Origin of the sequence: Bosea sp. NBC_00550, assembly GCF_026020075.1 — a bacterium.
Classification (GTDB): Bacteria; Pseudomonadota; Alphaproteobacteria; order Rhizobiales; family Beijerinckiaceae; genus Allobosea.
This window is the reverse complement of sequence record NZ_CP102772.1, coordinates 467539-484126: the sequence shown is the minus strand read 5'-3', so window position 1 is coordinate 484126 and position 16588 is coordinate 467539. Positions and strand designations below refer to the sequence as shown.

The 16588-nt window shown below is 67.2% G+C and carries 9 protein-coding genes; 4 read left to right on the top strand and 5 right to left on the bottom strand.

Annotation, left to right across the window (positions count from 1 at the left end; translation table 11 throughout):
• Positions 1–9: 9 nt before the first annotated feature.
• The 4 genes from NWE53_RS02290 to NWE53_RS02275 all read right to left on the bottom strand — a co-directional run bounded on the left by NWE53_RS02290 (position 10) and on the right by NWE53_RS02275 (position 10866).
• On the bottom strand, positions 10–2355 hold the full coding sequence (locus tag NWE53_RS02290; RefSeq protein WP_265052774.1) for an OmpA family protein: 2346 nt from the start codon (positions 2353–2355) through the stop codon (positions 10–12).
• A gap of 274 nt (positions 2356–2629) precedes the next feature.
• The gene (locus NWE53_RS02285; protein WP_265052773.1) at positions 2630–4003 is read right to left on the bottom strand and encodes a porin; all 1374 of its coding nucleotides are present in this window, start codon (positions 4001–4003) and stop codon (positions 2630–2632) included.
• A 405-nt stretch (positions 4004–4408) separates the two neighbouring features.
• Positions 4409–8854, bottom strand: coding sequence for a translocation/assembly module TamB domain-containing protein (locus NWE53_RS02280; protein WP_265052772.1), 4446 nt, complete (start codon positions 8852–8854; stop codon positions 4409–4411).
• Complete coding sequence (locus tag NWE53_RS02275) at positions 8854–10866, bottom strand: autotransporter assembly complex protein TamA (RefSeq protein WP_265052771.1); 2013 nt, start codon at positions 10864–10866, stop codon at positions 8854–8856. The genes NWE53_RS02280 and NWE53_RS02275 overlap by 1 nt, the downstream gene beginning before the upstream one ends.
• A gap of 239 nt (positions 10867–11105) precedes the next feature.
• Here NWE53_RS02275 and NWE53_RS02270 point away from each other — a divergent pair, with 239 nt between their 5' ends.
• On the top strand, positions 11106–12374 hold the full coding sequence (locus NWE53_RS02270) for a GGDEF domain-containing protein (RefSeq protein ID WP_265052770.1): 1269 nt from the start codon (positions 11106–11108) through the stop codon (positions 12372–12374).
• 46 nt (positions 12375–12420) lie between these two features.
• On the opposite strand, the gene NWE53_RS02265 is transcribed toward NWE53_RS02270, so the two are convergent.
• Positions 12421–13176: a hypothetical protein gene (locus NWE53_RS02265; protein ID WP_265052769.1), complete on the bottom strand. Its 756-nt coding sequence runs from the start codon at positions 13174–13176 to the stop codon at positions 12421–12423.
• Positions 13177–13345: 169 nt separating this feature from the next.
• On the opposite strand from NWE53_RS02265, the gene NWE53_RS02260 reads away from it, so the two are divergent.
• From NWE53_RS02260 to NWE53_RS02250, 3 genes are all read left to right on the top strand, one after another.
• The gene (locus tag NWE53_RS02260; RefSeq protein WP_265052768.1) at positions 13346–13834 is read left to right on the top strand and encodes a DUF4142 domain-containing protein; all 489 of its coding nucleotides are present in this window, start codon (positions 13346–13348) and stop codon (positions 13832–13834) included.
• A gap of 54 nt (positions 13835–13888) precedes the next feature.
• Positions 13889–14641, top strand: a complete 753-nt coding sequence (locus NWE53_RS02255; RefSeq protein ID WP_442864935.1) for a VOC family protein — start codon at positions 13889–13891, stop codon at positions 14639–14641.
• A gap of 784 nt (positions 14642–15425) precedes the next feature.
• The gene (locus tag NWE53_RS02250; RefSeq protein ID WP_265052767.1) at positions 15426–16562 is read left to right on the top strand and encodes an ABC transporter substrate-binding protein; all 1137 of its coding nucleotides are present in this window, start codon (positions 15426–15428) and stop codon (positions 16560–16562) included.
• Positions 16563–16588 lie beyond the last annotated feature (26 nt).

Genomic DNA, 16588 nt, shown 5'->3' with positions numbered 1-16588 from the left:
GTCCGCCTCCTACTTCGCCACGGTGAACTGCACGCGGCGGTTCATCGTCTTGGCTTCCGACGTGTCATAAGACACCAGCGGACGCGCACTGCCATAGGCCTTGACCGTGAGCTGGCCCGGATCGATGCCGCGCCGCGTCAGCTCCTCGCGCACGCGCAATGCTCGCCGCAGCGACAGATCCTGATTGTCGAAGCCGTGCCGCTCGCCGTCGCGGTTGGCGTGTCCTTCGATGGTGACCGGAGCGCCCGGGCATTTCTTGAGGATGGCCGCCGCCTCGCCGATCACCCGCTCCGTCGTCGTGTCGAGCTCGACGACGGATGTGCCCTGCCCGAACAGGACCGTGTTTTGCCTGGTCAGATTGTCGAGATCATTCTGGCAGCTCGCCGGTGGATCGACCACGCAGCCAGTCTGGCGCAGACCGATCACGGCATCGGCCTTGAAGCCCGGCGGCAGACCTGAGGACGCGCTGGTCTCGACCTCGCTCTTGACCAGTTCGCGGCAGGTCAGGCCGCGGATGGCGATCCGCTCATCCTCGATAGACGCCGAGCCGAGATCGAGACGCAGCAGATCTGTGAGAACCGTTCGTATGGCGGCCCCGAAACCGGGCGGAGCTCCCGGCACGACAACCGCTGTGTCTTCGAGCCGGTCCTTGAGCGGGGAATCCGCGATAAGTCCACGCAGGGCCGCCCGCATTGCCTCGTCCGGCAGATAGCCGGACAGTCGCATGCCGGTGCGGTCCATGGACAGCGCCAGGCCATAGGGCCGCACCACGATACTATCCGGCAAAGAAGACGGCACGCTGAGGCCTGCCGGAGCCCCTCGGGCAAGGATGTCGCGCAGCGCGGCGAGCCCCGCAGCGTCCGCAACCTCGCCCGCCATGACGAAAGCCTTGTCGCGAACCGACACCGAGCCGGATTTCAGCTTCGACAGCACGTCGAGCGCGAAAGACAGCGATGCCGGGATGTCGAGTTCGGAGCGCAGCGCAGGCGCGACAGCCATGAGGTCGTCGATCGCCGTTTCCGCGAACAGGCGGCGCGCAGCGGTAAGGACGCCGGTCCGAACCGGCTCGCTGGGCAGCGCTCCCTCCAGAGCGATGCGACCATCGGTGCGCCTCGCGGTCCAATCGAGCAGGACCGCAACCGACGGCGCGGTTGCCGGCGCACCGGCTACCGCGCCGGAGGCCATCGGTGGCGCAGCAGTGCCAGAGGCCGAAAGCCCAGGCCCGGCGGTGTCACGAGGTGCGGGCGCGGCGGGCAGCACATCGTCCAGGATCAAGCCCGGCACCTCAGGCAAGGGCACGACCACAGGGACCGGCGGCGGCTCCGGTGGGCAATCGACCGCGACACGCGCGACCGAATCCGGCCCATCCATCTGGGCGATCTGCAGGCGCAGGGCCTGGCAGGCGTCGTAGCTGTCCGGGCCTTTGCCGGAGAGCGTGTAGACGTCGCCAGTGATCTCGGCCCTGCCCTCGCGGAGGCGGGCGAGATCTACGGCAGCGCGGGCAACCTTCTCGGGGAACGCCGACGGCGCACCGGCGCCCGGCTGCAATTCGTCGCGCAGGGGGACGGCTGCTCCAAAGGCGCGTTTCACCGAGTCGAGAAGCTGCCTGCGCACCTCCTCATTCGGATAGAAACCACGCAGGACGAGCGCGTTGCCGGCGCTGCGCTCGGCGCTCCAGCGATAAGGCGCGATGGTCGGCGGCTCGAGATCGCACGTCACGGCCCGGAATCCGGAATGAGCTGGCTGCGCCGCGGCAGCCTCGAGCGCGCGGAACGCGTCGGGACTCGCGGCTTTGCCTTCGATGCAGAAGCGGCCATCGTCGAGCGCGATCCGGCCCGAGGCCAATCTGGGCAATTCAGCGATCATGGAGGCGGTCATCGCGGCGAAGCCTTCGGGCGCTCCGAAGGCGACGATCTGGCGGTCGTCGATGCGCAGCCCCGGCAGCGCGCGCGCCGCAGCTGCGAGATTGGCCGAGGCCGTGTCGAGATCCGGAACGAAGCCGCCGAGCGCGACATTGTCCGCCGAGCGCGCGGCGAACCAAGAGTAAGGCTTCTGTGCCACGACCTGGGACAGTCCTCCGAACGCACGGCGGACGCCGAATTCGCTTCGAAGCTGCGACATCGCCTTGTTGGCGCCGTCGGTGGAGAGAACCTCGCCGCCTATGGTGACGTCCCGGCCCTCGACCTGAGCCACGACCGGGCGAGCGCCCGGCGTCTTGCCGGCAACCGCAGCCACGGCCTGCACGGCCCGGGCACCGACGTCGCGCTCGATCGCATCGTCCAGTCCGAGATTTCCCGCGCCCCATAGCAGAGCCAGCGGAATCAGCCCCCAGATCCAGCGCGCCGGCTGCGACATGTCTTGCCCCCTACCCCTGCGTCCGCTCAGCGTGGGCGCAGGCATCCGATGATCGCGACCGCCCTACCTTATCAATGGCTTACCAGGCGACCCGTAGATATCGATCCAACCGCCGCCTTGCTCCACGTCTTCTTTGAGACTGCTAGCAAGAACGGCGCATACGCTAGATCAGGCCCGACGACGCGCGCTCGTCAACCGCGAAGCCTCGGCAACCCACAGACAATAAAAAAAGCCCCGGGTTTCCCCGGGGCTTCCGACTGAGATCGGAGACCGATCAGAAGTCGCGCTGGATGCGAAGGCGGCCGGAGAGCGTGTCTTCCGACTTGATGCCGAGCACGCCGCTGCGGACGTTGGCGTTGCTGACGACACCGACCGGCGCACGGACGTCGAGGTGCGAGTAGAGCACTTCGACACCGATATCCAGGCCGGAAACCGGCGACCAGATCACGTTGGCAGCGACCAGGAATTCCTTCGGGTCCAGCGAGCGCGAAGCCAAGAAGAGCTGCGAGTTGTCGTTGTAGCCGAGCTTGAGTTCCGAGTACGACGCGCTGATCTCGGTGCGGATCGTCGGGGTCCAGAAGTGGCGGAACGCCGCGACGAGCGACCAGCCGGTCGAGTTATCGATGCTGCCGGTGACCGGGTTGATCGAGGCGTCAGCCAGGCTCAGGCGGCCGAGACGGCCGAGGCCGAAGCTGCCACCGGACCAGCCGAGGTAGCCGAGAGCGCCGTCCGCATAAGCGGCCTGCAGCCACAGGGCATCGCCAGCGGCGAGCGACGGCAGGTTGATCTTGACGCCGCCCTGGATGGCCCAGGCAAATTCGTCACCATTAACTGCAGCGACGTTCGCAAGCGTGGCGTAGTTGCGCTGGCCGACGGCGCCCGACAGCTGAGCGGAGCCCCAACCCTGATCGACGCGCAGCGAGGCGATGAGATCCGGGTAGTCCTGACCCTGGGTGACAGCAGCGCCGCCGTTCACGAACAGAACCGGATCTTGGATGATGCCGCCGAGCTCACGACCAACCGTGCCCGAGGTGCGGTCTTCGAGCGACACCGTCGCCGAGAAGCCCGAGCCGAAGGTGGCGGTGTAAGCCAACAGGTTGACGCGCGAGTCTGCCGTACGGATCGAAGCGAAGTTCAGGTCCGAAGCGTAGAAGTCGAAGAACGACTGAGCGCGACCAGCGGTGATCGGGCCGAACTGGACGAAGGCCAGATCGAGCAGCGAGGTGGTGGCGGAGCTGGCAGGGCCGCGGCTGAGGCCGGGGACGTTGGAGCCGACGTTGAACGGACCGGTGCCGGAAGCGTAGATGCCGGTGTTGTTGGTCAGCTCATAGCGGATGAAGGTGCGCAGCGTGCCGTAGGCGGTCTGCGTACGGACGTCGACGTTCAGGCGGCCACGAGCACGAGTGCCGTAGGCATCCTGGAAGTCGCTGTAACGCTCGCCGACGGCGTACTCGGCGCGGACGCGGCCCGAGATGCGCAGGCAGGAGTCGGTGCCGGGGATGTAGAAGAAGCCAGCGCCGTAAGCGGTGCAGACGCGAACGTATTCGACCGGAGCGGCCTTCCGCGAGGGAAGGTCGGCGGCCTGAGCCCCGGCGACCGCGGCGATGCCGGCGGCGGAACCGAGGAGGAGGCTCTTGACGAGCTTCATTTGGTAACCTCCAAAAGAGTTTCGAGACCCTCGGGCTTCAGCCTGCCCCCCGCCCCAGACTTTCAGCCTGATCGCAGAACCTGCCTGTTCCCGGTCTTTCGCCTGCGTCACCGACCTATTTCGGTGGCGAAGACGAAAAACAGCGACCGGGAACGTCCCGACGCATCACCACCATACGAATGCGGGCTCGCCGATCAACCACGATCCGCCTGTCAGACCTGTGTATGGGGTGCTTTGAAATCCGGTGTTGCAGGCGAGCCACGCTTTGACGCTCGAAATTTACGAAGCATTAACCTCACAGGCTCGCGACGGCCCGTTTTGAAGCCGTCCAAACGGGAATCGGATGCGCTCCGCGTGTCCTAAGCCGCGAATCCCGTTGGATAGCGATTCTCAACCGGCTCCGGTTCAGTATTCCCACTCGGCGCCGATCCCGACTGCGGCGCTGCCGTCTGCCCCGGTCTCCGCCTGGAGCTTCAGGCGCTTCGTCACATCGATGCTGACCGAGACGCCGCTATCCTCCGGCTTGGAGCCGACCTTCACGCCAACGGAGACGTTGTCGCTGATGTAACGCGACGCTCCAACGGTCGGACCGCCCTCTCCCATCTGGATGTCGAGATTGTCGACGCCGAGCGACTTGCGCAGCCGCTCGAAGGTGTCGTCCCCGCCGCCACCGGCGAATTGCGCGGCAGCCTGGGCGAGCTGAAGGGCCTGGAAGGCCGAAAGCGAGCCAGAGGCACGGGCGAACAGCAGCCGCGACAGCACTTCGTCCTGTGGCAATTCAGGCTGGGAGGTGAAGGCGAAGCTGGGCTGGTCGGCCGGGCCGCTGACGATGACCTTGGCTGTCACGTCACCAGCGCTCGTCTCGGCAACGAAGTCCAGTTCGGGAATCAGCCCACCGGCGAAGGTGAGCCGGCCGCGGCTGAAGTCGAGGCGCTGGGTCAACACGCTGAGGCGGCCGCGACGCAGTTCGAAGCCGCCATTCAGCACCGGTGCGGACGAGGTGCCGGCAATGCGAATCTCGCCGCCGAGCTCGGCATCGATGCCGCGGCCGCGGATGAAGACGCGGCTCGGCGCCGAAACCGTCAGGGCGAGCGTCGCGTCGAATGCCGGGGCAGCGCGACCACGGCCGCGAGCCTGGCGCGCCTTGCGCTCGGCAGCGAGGCGGGCAGCGGCGGTGCCGCGGGCATTGATGTGCTTGATGCCGTCGACAGGTCGGAGCGAGGCGGGCAGCCTGTCGGGAACGGAAACCTCGAGCGAGACGATGTCGATGCGCCCGCCGATCCGCGGGCGCTGGGCGAGCGGCCCGCTGATTTCGAGATCCAGCCCCGCGACGGCCGTGACAAGTCCGCTTGAGACGAGCTGTGCGCGCTCGCCCCGAATGCGGATATTGCCGGGGAAGCCGGCGGCCGGATCGACTTTGACCTGACCGCTGCCCGAGATCGTGCCGCCATTCGGCGCGCGGGCCGAAGCGCGCTCGATCGTCAGATTGTCGCCATTGGCGGCGATGCGGGCTTCGATGGCGTTGAGCCGGATGCCCTGCAGCGCATCGGTGAAGCTGCCGTTCGACAGCGTCGCGTTGCCGCTCAGGCGCGGCGCGGACGCGGTCCCGCCAGCGCGCATATCGATGGCGACATTTCCGGTGACGCGCTGGCCGTTTACGGCGAGCATCGTATTGGCGATCGCGGCGTCGACACGGCCCTGCGCGGAGAGATCGAGCGGCCCCGTGGCGTTGAGCGGCGCCGTGCCTCGCAGCGTCAGGCTGGCGCCACGGCCGGCATTCACGGTGGCGGAAACGCTGGTGGCGTCGCCCTTGAAGGCGCCCTCTCCGGTGATCTCGACCGGTGGCAAGCCGGCTTGCCGGGTCTCGGGCGTGACGAGTTGCGCGATCCGCAGCTTCCACGGGCCGGAGAGATCGCCTGGCTTGCCCTTGATCTGCGCCTCGGCATTCAGGGTGCCCGACAGGTTCAGGTTCGGCGAAGCGATACGGGCGGCCGAGAGCGGCACGTCGCGGGCGGCGAAGCGCAGATCGAGCGTCTCGCCGGCGCGGCCATCGAGCGTCACCCTGCCCTTGTCGATCATCAGGGCGAGGTTGGCGATCTCGACGCCGGAGGCGAGGAAGCTCAGCGAGGCCGGATTGGCGAGCGTGATCGCGCGGCCGTCACGGCGAGCGTCGAAGGAGGCGATCTCCAGCTTCAGCGGCTCGCCGGGCACCAGCCGGCCGGCGCCCTTGAGCGCAAAGCCGCGCGCGCTCGCGCTCAGCGTGAAGGCGCTGGCATCGAGCGCGCCTTTCGAATCGAAGCGGATCGCGCTGATCGTCTCGCCGGCGGCAACAGCGCGGTCGATGGCGATGGCCGCATCGAGCATCGGGCGGCCATAGATGTCGCGGGCGCCGACCCTGGCATCAAGCTTGTCGATCGAGACCGACGGCCTGGCGAGGCGCGATCCACGCGCGGTCAGGTCGATGTCCTGCCGCCCGTCCGGCGTCGCCAGCACGATATCGGCATCGAGCTGGCCGCCGAGCTTGGTGAGCGCCAGCGCCGAGAGATCGTCGAGATTGCGCGCGGCCAGCGTCAGGCGGCCGGCGGCGCGGCTCGCGGGATCGAGCGTGAGCCCGCCATTCAGCCGGACCGAGCCGATGGCGAGATCGAGCGTGGAGAGATTCCAGCCGTCGTCCGGCTGACGCGCGAGCTGGATCGTGCCTGTCGCCGGCTTCGAATCCACCTCGCCGGCCAGATTGACGCGCGCATCGAGCGCGCCCTGCAGGTCCTTCACCACGGCATCAATGCCAAGGCGCTGGATCGGGCGGCCCAGCGCGGTGGCATTGGCGAGGGCGATGCGCGCCGTGGCATCGAGCCGGTTCTGCGGGCCGGTGAGTTGCGCAGTAATGTCGCCGCGGCCGGAAAGACGCGGATCGGCGCGCTTGAGATCAGGCAGGGCGAGCGCGAGCTTGAGATCGGATTGCTGCCGGCCGATCGAGCCATCGGCGGTGAAGGCCGCATGCTGGCCGGCGACGCGCAGGCCACTCACCGTGTAGTCGCCGGCAAGCGCATTGACCCGCCCGGCGAGTGTCAGGCTGCCGGCGAGAAGCCGGTCCACGGCGGCCGTCCCGGTGGCGAGGCGCTCGGCCTTGCCGTCCAGTATCGCCGTATAATCGTTGAGGCGCGGGGTCGCGTCGAGATCGGCCGTGACCTCCGCCCTGCCCCCGAGCGGACGCTCGGCGAGATCGCTCAGCCGGGCGAGGTCGGGGAGCACCGCCGTGAGTTGGCCGAGGATACGGGCCTGGCCGAGCTTGCCCTTGTAGTCGAGCTCGACGCCGGAAAGGGCGAGCTTCAAGGTCTCGAAATCGGCCGTGCCGTCATCCTGCCCGGTGCCACGCAGGGTGAAGGTCACCTTGTCGCCCACGGCGCGCGCCAGCGCCTTGTCGGCCAGCGCGATCCCGCTGGCCTCGCCGTCCGAGGTCAGCGTGATCCGGGTGCCGGGCTCACCGATAATGCCGCTCGGCGTGGCATTGAAGGTGAGTGCGACCTTGCCGAAGCGACCAGTCGGCAGGTTTGCATCCTGCGCGTTGAGGGTCGCCACGACGGTCGGGCCGGCGACGGGCCCGCGGATCGTCGCATCGAAGGCGAGCTTGCCGATCTCCGCGCCCGAGGCGACCGTGCGGCCGTCGGCATTAGGCCGGGACGCGGCGCTGACACGCATGTCCAGCGTCTTGTCGGCATTGTAGCGGCCGAGCACGTCGAGGCGGGCCAGGGCTGAGACCAGCGCGAGGTTGCGGATATCGACGCCACCGTCATCGCGGAAGCCGACCGAACCGTCGAGCCGGGTCGAGCCGGCGAAAACCGGCGCCACCGGCGGCGGCATCAGCCCTTCGATGCGCGCGTCGAGCGCAAGCGCGAGCTGACGCTCGGCGCCCGCCCGCGCGAGCGTCGCGGAGCCCTCGGCCCCGATGGTCGGGCCGGCCGTGAAGGTCAGGTTCGAGCGGAAGGAATCGAGCGGGCCGTCGCCATTGAGGTCGAGCTTCACCGGCGGCTCGCCCGGCAGGCCCGCGACCTTCGAGATCAAGCCGCCGGCAGGCTCGTCGAGCTTGGCGGCGAGTTGCAGGCGCGTCGACTGCGGCACGAAGGCCAGGTTGACGTTGAAGGTGCCGCCCATATCGAGACGGCGCGCCTCGAGCTTGAGGTCGAGCCCCTCGCTCGGCGGGCCGAGCGAGGCCGAACCGGTGGCGCCGAGGCGTGCGGCGACGCCAAGGACGGGCTGGCCCAAAGCGAGCTCGTTGAGCTGGAAGGCGCGGAGGATGACCTTGAGCGGCAGTTCCGGCAGGATCGGCTCGTTGCTCGGCGCCGTCGTGCCGGCCGGCTGCGGGGCCGGCTTGCGCAGCACTTCAAGCTTGCCGATCTCGAGGCGGTCGACATCGAGCCGGCGCAGCAGCAGGGCGCTGCGGGTCCAGATCAGTCGGACACGGTCGAGACGCAGCCAGGCGCCGTCGCGATCGGAGAGGACGATGTCGCGGATCTCGACATCGGAAGAAAGCGCGCCATTGACCTCGCCGATCGAGACCTGGCTAGTGTCGCTGGACAGCGCCTTCGAGATGAGATCGGCGACGATGCCGCGGTCGGTCTGGGCATTCTGTGCAAAGCCGCCGAAATGGGCCGAGGCGAGGAAACCCGCCATGAGCAGAGCGAAAAGCCCCGCCACCCTGCGAGCCCTCATTCGGAGGAGCGGCGAAGCGGCGTCTCGCAGGATGTTCCAGGAGGTTCCAAAACCCGCTGGAGCGCCCTTCGAGACGCGCCTTGCGGCGCTCCTCAGGACGAGGGCTTTCATCTTGGCGAAGTCGGTGAGGAGGCGGCGCATCAGAAGGCCTGCCCGATGCTGACATAGAGGGCGACCGGCTTGTCGCCCTTGCGCGGGTTGAGCGGTGCGGCGACGTCGACGCGGATCGGCCCGATGCCGGTATAGTAGCGCAGGCCGAGGCCGGCGGCCATCTGCAGCTTCTGCTTGCCGTCCGGGAAGCTCGATTCGAAGGCCGTGCCGGCGTCGAAGAAGGGTACTATGCCGATTGTGTCGGTGATCTTGATGCGCGCTTCCGCCGAGAGCTCCAGCAGGCTGCGTCCGCCGATAAGTTGGCCGTAGGGACCGAGCGGCGCCAGGCTGCGATAGGCATAGCCGCGCACGGAGCCGCCGCCGCCGGCATAGAAGCGCCGCGTCGCCGGGATCTCGTCGAGGCTCGCGCCCGAGATCGAACCGAAGCCGACCCGGCCGGCCAGCACGTAGCGAGCGTCCTCGTCGAGCGCATAATAGGCCGAGACTGCGCCCTTGGTCTGGTAGATGCCGACGGTCGAGCCGAGGAAGGTCGGATAGGGTGTGAAGGATGCGATCGCCCGGAAACCGCGCGTGGGATCGAGCAGGCTGTCGGTCGAATCGTATCTCACCGAGAGCGGGATGCCGACCAGCGTGTAGTCGATCTCGCCGAGCACGTCGCTGGTCTGGCCACGCTCGACCTCGATGCCGGCCTGGACCGAGAAGGTGTCGCTGAAGCGGTGGCGGATCGCGGTGGTGACGTTGGCGTAGCGGGCGGTATAGCCGCCATAGCGGTTGGTGCCGACCCGCTCGCGCGTCGCGACACCGTCGAGCAGCCAGTCGTAACGGCTCCCGCCCAGCGCCGGCTTGATAAAGCTGAAGCCGAAACGGGCGCCGATGTCGGATTCGTTGAAATCGCCGAAGCTCTGGATCTTGGTGCCGTCGATGCGCGGCGCCAGGAAGATGCTGCCTTCGAGCCGCAGCCGCTCGGCGCCGCCGAACAGGTTACGATGCTCCCAGTAGGTCTTCACTGCCGGGCCGTCGATCGTCGAGTAGCGGGCCGAGAAGCCGAGCAGGCGCTTCGGCCGTTCGGTGACCTCGACGAAGATCGGCAGGTTGCCGGCGCTGTCGAGCTTGTCGCCCTCGCGGATGCGGACCGAGCCCACGGCGGGAATCGTCGCGATCGAGCGGCGCGTATCGGCCAGCGCCTTGGGCGAATAGGGATCGCCGGGCTCTAGATAGATGAAGGAGCGCACGACCTCGGGCGGAATCTCGTCGGTCTGGCCGATGGTGATGTCGCCGAATCCTGCGAGCGGGCCGGGATCGAGGACATAGGTCACGTCCATGATGCCGGTGGCGTGGTCGACGACCGGCCGGAACTCGACCATCTTGGCGAGCGGACGCGACTGGGCGCGCATATAGTCGACCAGCGCGGCCTGCGCGCTGCGCAGCGCCGCCGACGTCGCCGGGTCGCCCTCCTTCAATTTCGAGACCTTGAGCGGATCGGCGATCGCCGGCGGGCCGGGCTCGTCGCGCTCGACCACATCGATCTTGCGCAGGCCGAAGACCTTGCCGGGGCGGACCTTCACGATGATCGGCACCGCGTCGCGGTTGCGATGTGCCTCCAGCGCCCGGATCAGGGTGGCGTTCGGCTCGACCGCGACCGTCAGCGAGACCCCGTCGACGACCAGGGCGACATCGGCATTGAAATAGCCCTGCGACCAGAGGGCATCGATGAGCGGGTTGAAATCGGCCGCCATGCGACGCGCCAGCGTCTCGCCATCGGGCGGCGCATCCTGCCGCAGGCGATAGAGCAGCGAAGCATCCTGCAGCGTGCGGGTCAGCGCCTTCGCGCCCTCGGCATCGCCGAGATCGAAGTCGAGCTTGTAGGGCAAAGTCGTGGCGCTCGGCGCCGGCGGCTCGTCCTTCTTGGTGAAGAGGCCGAAGACATCGAGCGACGACAGATCGAAAGCCCGGGCAGCGTCAGCCTGCAGGCCCAGCAGTGTGGCAAACGCACAGCCGCCGCTCAGAGCGACGGCATGCCCTGCCCTACGCCAAAACCGCATCCGCCCTCCAAGCCACCCCGCCACACACAATCGAAACAGCGTCCGATACCCGCCGCCATCATAGGGCGGGAGCCGGCATGCGCAATGCTCAAGGACCCAGCGAGCCTCCGCGGCGTTCCTGAGATCGCGGACAGCCTTGTTCCGAAAAGCCTAACCATTGGTTGTCAGCGGCCATGCCAACCGGGCAGGACAAGATGATGTTGACCCCTCGTTAGAACGATTTGAGCTAAGACGCCCCCATGTCCGGCACCATCCTGCTGCTCACGCAAGCTCTGATCTATTTCGGCGTCATGGCCATGCTGTTCCGGCTGCGCCACCTCATGGGGCTCGGCGCCTTCCTCTGCGCGCTCGGCGTGATGCACTTCCTCGAGACCTATCTGGCTGCGGTCTTCTTCATCGAATTGCCCTTCGGCCTGCTCTCGCCGGGTTCGACCGTGCTGTTCTCGGGCAAGCTCGCGATCATCCTGCTGTTCTACATCCGCGAAGACGCCGAGACGGTCCGGCAGCCGATCTACGGGCTGCTGATCGGCAACTTCCTGATGGTCGCGCTGGTGGCGACGCTCAGGCTCTACGGCGCGCCCGTCACCCTGCCCGGCTACAACCCCGATCTCGTGCTGATCGACCAGATGGGCGCGCTGATGGTGTGGGGCACGACGCTGCTCTTCATCGATTCCATCGCGCTGATCCTGCTCTACGAGAAGCTGCGCCTCCTGCTCCCGCGTTCGCTCGTCCTGCGCGCCTGTATCAGCCTGGCGATCATCCTGACCTTCGATCAGGTCGGCTTCTTCATCGGGCTGCATCTGGTGACCGGCACGCCGCTGAGCGCGCTCTTCGGCGGCTGGGTGGCGAAGATGGGCGCGGCCGCCACCTATGCCGCGCTCATGGGCCTCTACCTCAACCTGTTCGAGCGCAGGACATCGGAACTCGCGCCCCAGCCGCTCTCGGATGTGTTCCACAAGCTGACCTACCGACACAAATACGAGGAACTGCTCGGCAAGAGCGGCCAGGACGCGCTGACCGGCGCCCTGACCAGGGAGCGGTTCGAGACCCTCGGCCAGGCCATTCTCGCGCGGAGCGCCGCGACGAAACGGCCGATCAGCCTCGCGATCCTCGATGTCGACCACTTCAAGAGCATCAATGACCGCTACGGGCACGTCACCGGCGACGAGGTGCTGCGGCGGGTCGTCGAGTGCCTGCGCGCGGAAATCCGCAGCGACGATCGCATCTTCCGCTATGGCGGCGAGGAGTTCGTCGTGCTGTGCGAGAACATGCCTCATGACGCGGCGCTCGCCTCAGCCGATCGCATGCGGCTTGCCGTACACGGCACGCTGGCGCAGGAGTTCGCGGCCGCCCCGACAGTCAGCATCGGCGTCGCGACGTTTCCCGATGACGCCAAGGACATCCGCGGCCTCGTCGCCCATGCCGACGCACATCTCTACGAGGCCAAGCGGCAGGGGCGCGACCGGGTCGTCGGCAACCAGGCCACGCCGCAACAACAGGCCAGCTAGCGCCCGCCGCGAGAAACGACGCGGCGCGATCTGGCGTTCGGCCGCTTTACCGAAGCGTCAGCGCGATCGTCGCCAGCGGAGATAGCTTCGTCACGACCTCGCCCTTGCCGGGCGAGAGCACGCCGCCGCAGAGGCTGCCGGTGGTGATGATCTGGCCGGCGCTCAGGCTACCGAGATTGTCGTGCTTGCGATTGGCCCAGGCCAGGAACGGCACCATCGGATCGCCGTTGCCGTGGACGGCGGGCTGATCATAGATCGTCACGCCGTTGAGCGAGATGAAGCAGCCGAGCCCGCTGAGATCGTCGAGCGTCTTGATGTCGATCTCCGAGCCGAGGATGTAGCCGCCATGGCCGAGCGCATCGGCAAGCCAGAGCGGAAACGCGACCTTGCCGTGCCAGTTGGCGAGGCGGCTCTCGACGATCTCGATGCCGAGATAGGCCTTGTCGCAGCAGGCGAGCAGCTCGGCGCGCGAATAGGGCTGCGCCGGGCGGAAGGGGACGTCGCGCGACAGCCGGAGCGCGAGCTCGATCTCGATGCGCAATTCCGCGCCGATCGCACCCTCGTAGACATCGCCGGAAGCGAGATAAGGGCCGGGCATCAGGCCTGCGATCGGCGTGCCGTCCTCGGCGATGCCGACCTTCCAGCCGGCCTCGGGCAAATCGAGTGCGCGGCCGACGGTAGCCTGTGTCGCCAGCCCATCGGCGATCGACTCCGGCACCGGCAGGCTAGCCGTCTCGATCAGCGAGCGGTCGCGGCGGGCCTGCACGAGCGCATCGCGCACGGTCTCGACGGTGGTCGGCATGGAATTCCCTCTGCATCCGAACAAGGCGGAGCGCCACGCCTCTGCTAGCGCAGCGCTCCGGGTGCGACAAGGCGCGCAGCCGAGCCCCGGCCATGCGGAGGGAACCTCCCGGTCGTTTTTTGGTTGCCCGAACATGACCCGAAATCACCCCCGCTTCCGAAGGGCGCTTGTGCACGGCTTCGCCGCGCTTGCGCTGTTCGTCGCCGCCAGCGCTCAGGCGCAGGCGCCCGTCCCCGCGCAGGATTTCGTCAGCCAGACCGCCGTCGCCAACATGTTCGGCGTCGAATCGGCGACGCTGGCGCTGCACAAGACCACGTCTCCGGCCATCAAGGACTTTGCCCATCGCCTCGCCGACGAGCATGCGGCAGCGACGAGCAGCCTGCGCCGCATCATCGCCAAGCGCTCCGACATCGCCCTGCCCGACCGGCCCGACGGCAAGCACCTCGACCTGCTGCGGGATCTCGCTGACAAGCACGGCGCCGATTTCGACCGGGCCTATGTCGACGCCCAGCGCGACGCCCATCGTCAAGCGGCAGAGCTGATGCAGCGTTATGCCAGCGCGGGAGACGATCCGGAGCTGAAGACCTTCGCGGAACGGTCCTTGCCGGTGTTCCGGGAGCTCGACCAGAAAGCCCGGGATCTGCCGCGCTCGCCTTAGCCCGCGAGGTCTGCAGCCTCTGCGAGCGGGATGCTGCCCCAACCATGGACTTCGATGCAGCCGCGTGGAACGCTGCGCTGCCGCGGTCAGGTTGGGGACACCAGCAAATACGGCCATCCTGAACTGTACGGGCACCGCGACGTGCTGACCTCGACCTCTCCGAACGCCATGCTCAAGCTCGACCATCTCTCCGTCATCGCCCCGACCCTGGCGGAGGGGGTTTCGCATGTCCGGGCATGCCTCGATCTCGATGTGCCGTTCGGACAGCGCCACGGCTATATGGGCACGTACAATCACCTGCTTCAGCTCGGCGATACCGTCTATCTGGAGATCGTGGCGGTAGATCCCGACGCCGAAGGGCCGGGCCGGACACGCTGGTTCGGCCTGGACGATCGGGCGTCCGTCAGGGCCCATTGGGATGCTGGCCGCCGCCTGCGAGGCTGGGTCGCCAGGACGGATGCGATCGATACCGTTCTGGCCGGGTGCGAGAGTATCTTCGGACAGAAGGTTTCTTTGCCCTGGACCGATCCGTCGATGGACTTTTCGATTCCGGAGGACGGCTCCCTGCCTCTCGGCGGCGCAGCCCCATCCATCATCGACAGGCGCGGCAAGCCGCGCTCGATGGCGACGATGGCGGATCTGGGCGCAAGGCTCAGTTCGTTCACGCTCCAGCACCCCGACGCGGCCGCGATCCGTGAATTCTATCGGACGCTGGTTCTCGACCGCCCGCCGGCCATCGTCGAGGGAAGCGTTCCTCGCTATTCCGCGAAGATCGAAACGCCCGGCGGCACGAGGGAGTTGTTCTGAGCCTTTCCGAGGTTCGGGAATTACCCGGAAGCTGTGCCTTTCAACTGCCGCGAGGTGGGAATTCGCTCAGCGCCGCCGCCCTCTTCGCTAGGTCAAGACAGCTACATCATGGTCCCGCGACGCAGACGGCTCCAGTGCGCAACCCCGTTCATCGAGGCTGAAAGCCTATCGGTCAGCCGCTTGAAGATGGACCGTGTGGGCGGCACCGAAGCGACAGCCACAAAGGGCCCGTGGACCTCGTAAAGGTAGTCTTCACGCAGAATCTGCCCAATCGCCAGACCAACCCAGAGACGTTCGGTGGAGTGAAGAAATCCGCGGTTCGGCGAGTGCATTTTGCGCTCCCACTGATGGAGTCACGACCTTGATCGGCCTTGGCCCGGTCTTGGTGCGGGTTTGCGCGATCAACGTCTGTGACGAGCGTCACATGGTCGAGGCACGCCCTATACGGCAGGGACCGCTGCGGTAATCCTTTGCCGGTCCAGGACGCCCTGCAAACGTGCGTCAAAGACTGTGTTTCAAGCAGCCGCGGCAGGCTATCGACACCTCTCAGCAGCTCGCCACGAAGGCCGGCCACCAGCTGCCATCCCCGCACTCGCAAGTCGGCGAAATCCCCAGCCATTGCAGAGCCTCGCAATGGAGGCCCTGTATCCTCTGGACATCCCGCCCCAAAGCCGCGCAAGAAGCAGACGGTCGCTGCGGCAACGTCCGCGCATGCCTGCATTCCCGCTTTCGCCAGACAGCGCGAGGCGGGCAAACAAGAAAACGGTCTGGGAGGAGTCAGGGAATGAAATCGCTTTGGGTCATGGCCGCCGCGCTCGGCGCCGCCCTCAGCCTGCCCGCGCAGGCGCAGGACAAGGTCAAGCTCGTCGACGTGATCGAGCTCTCGGGTGCCGGCGCCGCCGCCGGCACCAACTGGAAGAACGGCGCGGACCTCGCCGCTGCCGACATCAACGCCAAGGGCGGCATCCTCGGCAAGCAGGTCGAGATCGTCCATTACGACACGCAGACCAATCCGGGGAACACGCGCGCCGCCGTACAGCGCGGCATCGACGAAGGCGCCTACGCCATCCTCGGCCCGATCTTCTCCGGCCCGATCGGCGCCTCCATGCAGATCTCGCAGCGCGCCGAGGTCGCCCAGATCGTCGGCGGCGAGGCGGCCGGCTTCACGCGGCAGGGCAACCCCTACATCTTCCGCACTTCGATCAGCCAGGCGGCTGCGATGCCGAAGATCGCCAAATACATGAAGGAGACGCTGAAGGCGGGCTCCATCGCCGTGGTCTGGGTCAACAACGACTTCGGCAAGGGCGGGCGCGACACCATCCTGCCCGAGCTGGAAAAGGCCGGCATCAAGGTCGCCGTCGACGTCTCGACCGAGCAGGGCCAGGCCGATTTCACCGCCGATGCGATCAAGGTGAAGAACGCCAATGCCGATGCCGTCTTCGTCTATCTGAACGAGGAGGAGAGCGCCCGCTTCCTGCGCGCCGCCAAGCAGCAGGGCATCACCAAGCCGATGATCGGCGAGACCACCCTGCTCGGCGCCAAGGTGCTGGAGCTCGCGGGCGACGCCGCCAACGGCGCCAAAGGTCATGTCGGCCTCTCGACCGACGCGCCGATCCCGGCGCTGCAGGAATTCGGCAAGCGCTATCGCGAGAAATACGGCTTCGCTTCCGACCATAACGGCGTGAAGGGCTACATGGCCGTCTTCATGGTCAAATGGGCGACCGAGAAGCAGAAGAAGCTCGACAAGAAGGGCCTCGCCGACACGCTGCGCGGCGCGACCATCAAGGCGAGCGAGGAGCCGGGCATCCTGATGGATACGGTCATCGAGCAGAACGGCGACCTCGACCGCGAGAGCTTCCTCGCCGAAGTCGTCAACGGCAAGCAGGTGATCAACACCACCCTGCCGAAGATCAAGCCGTAAACAGCCAGCCCATCCGCGACGTCATC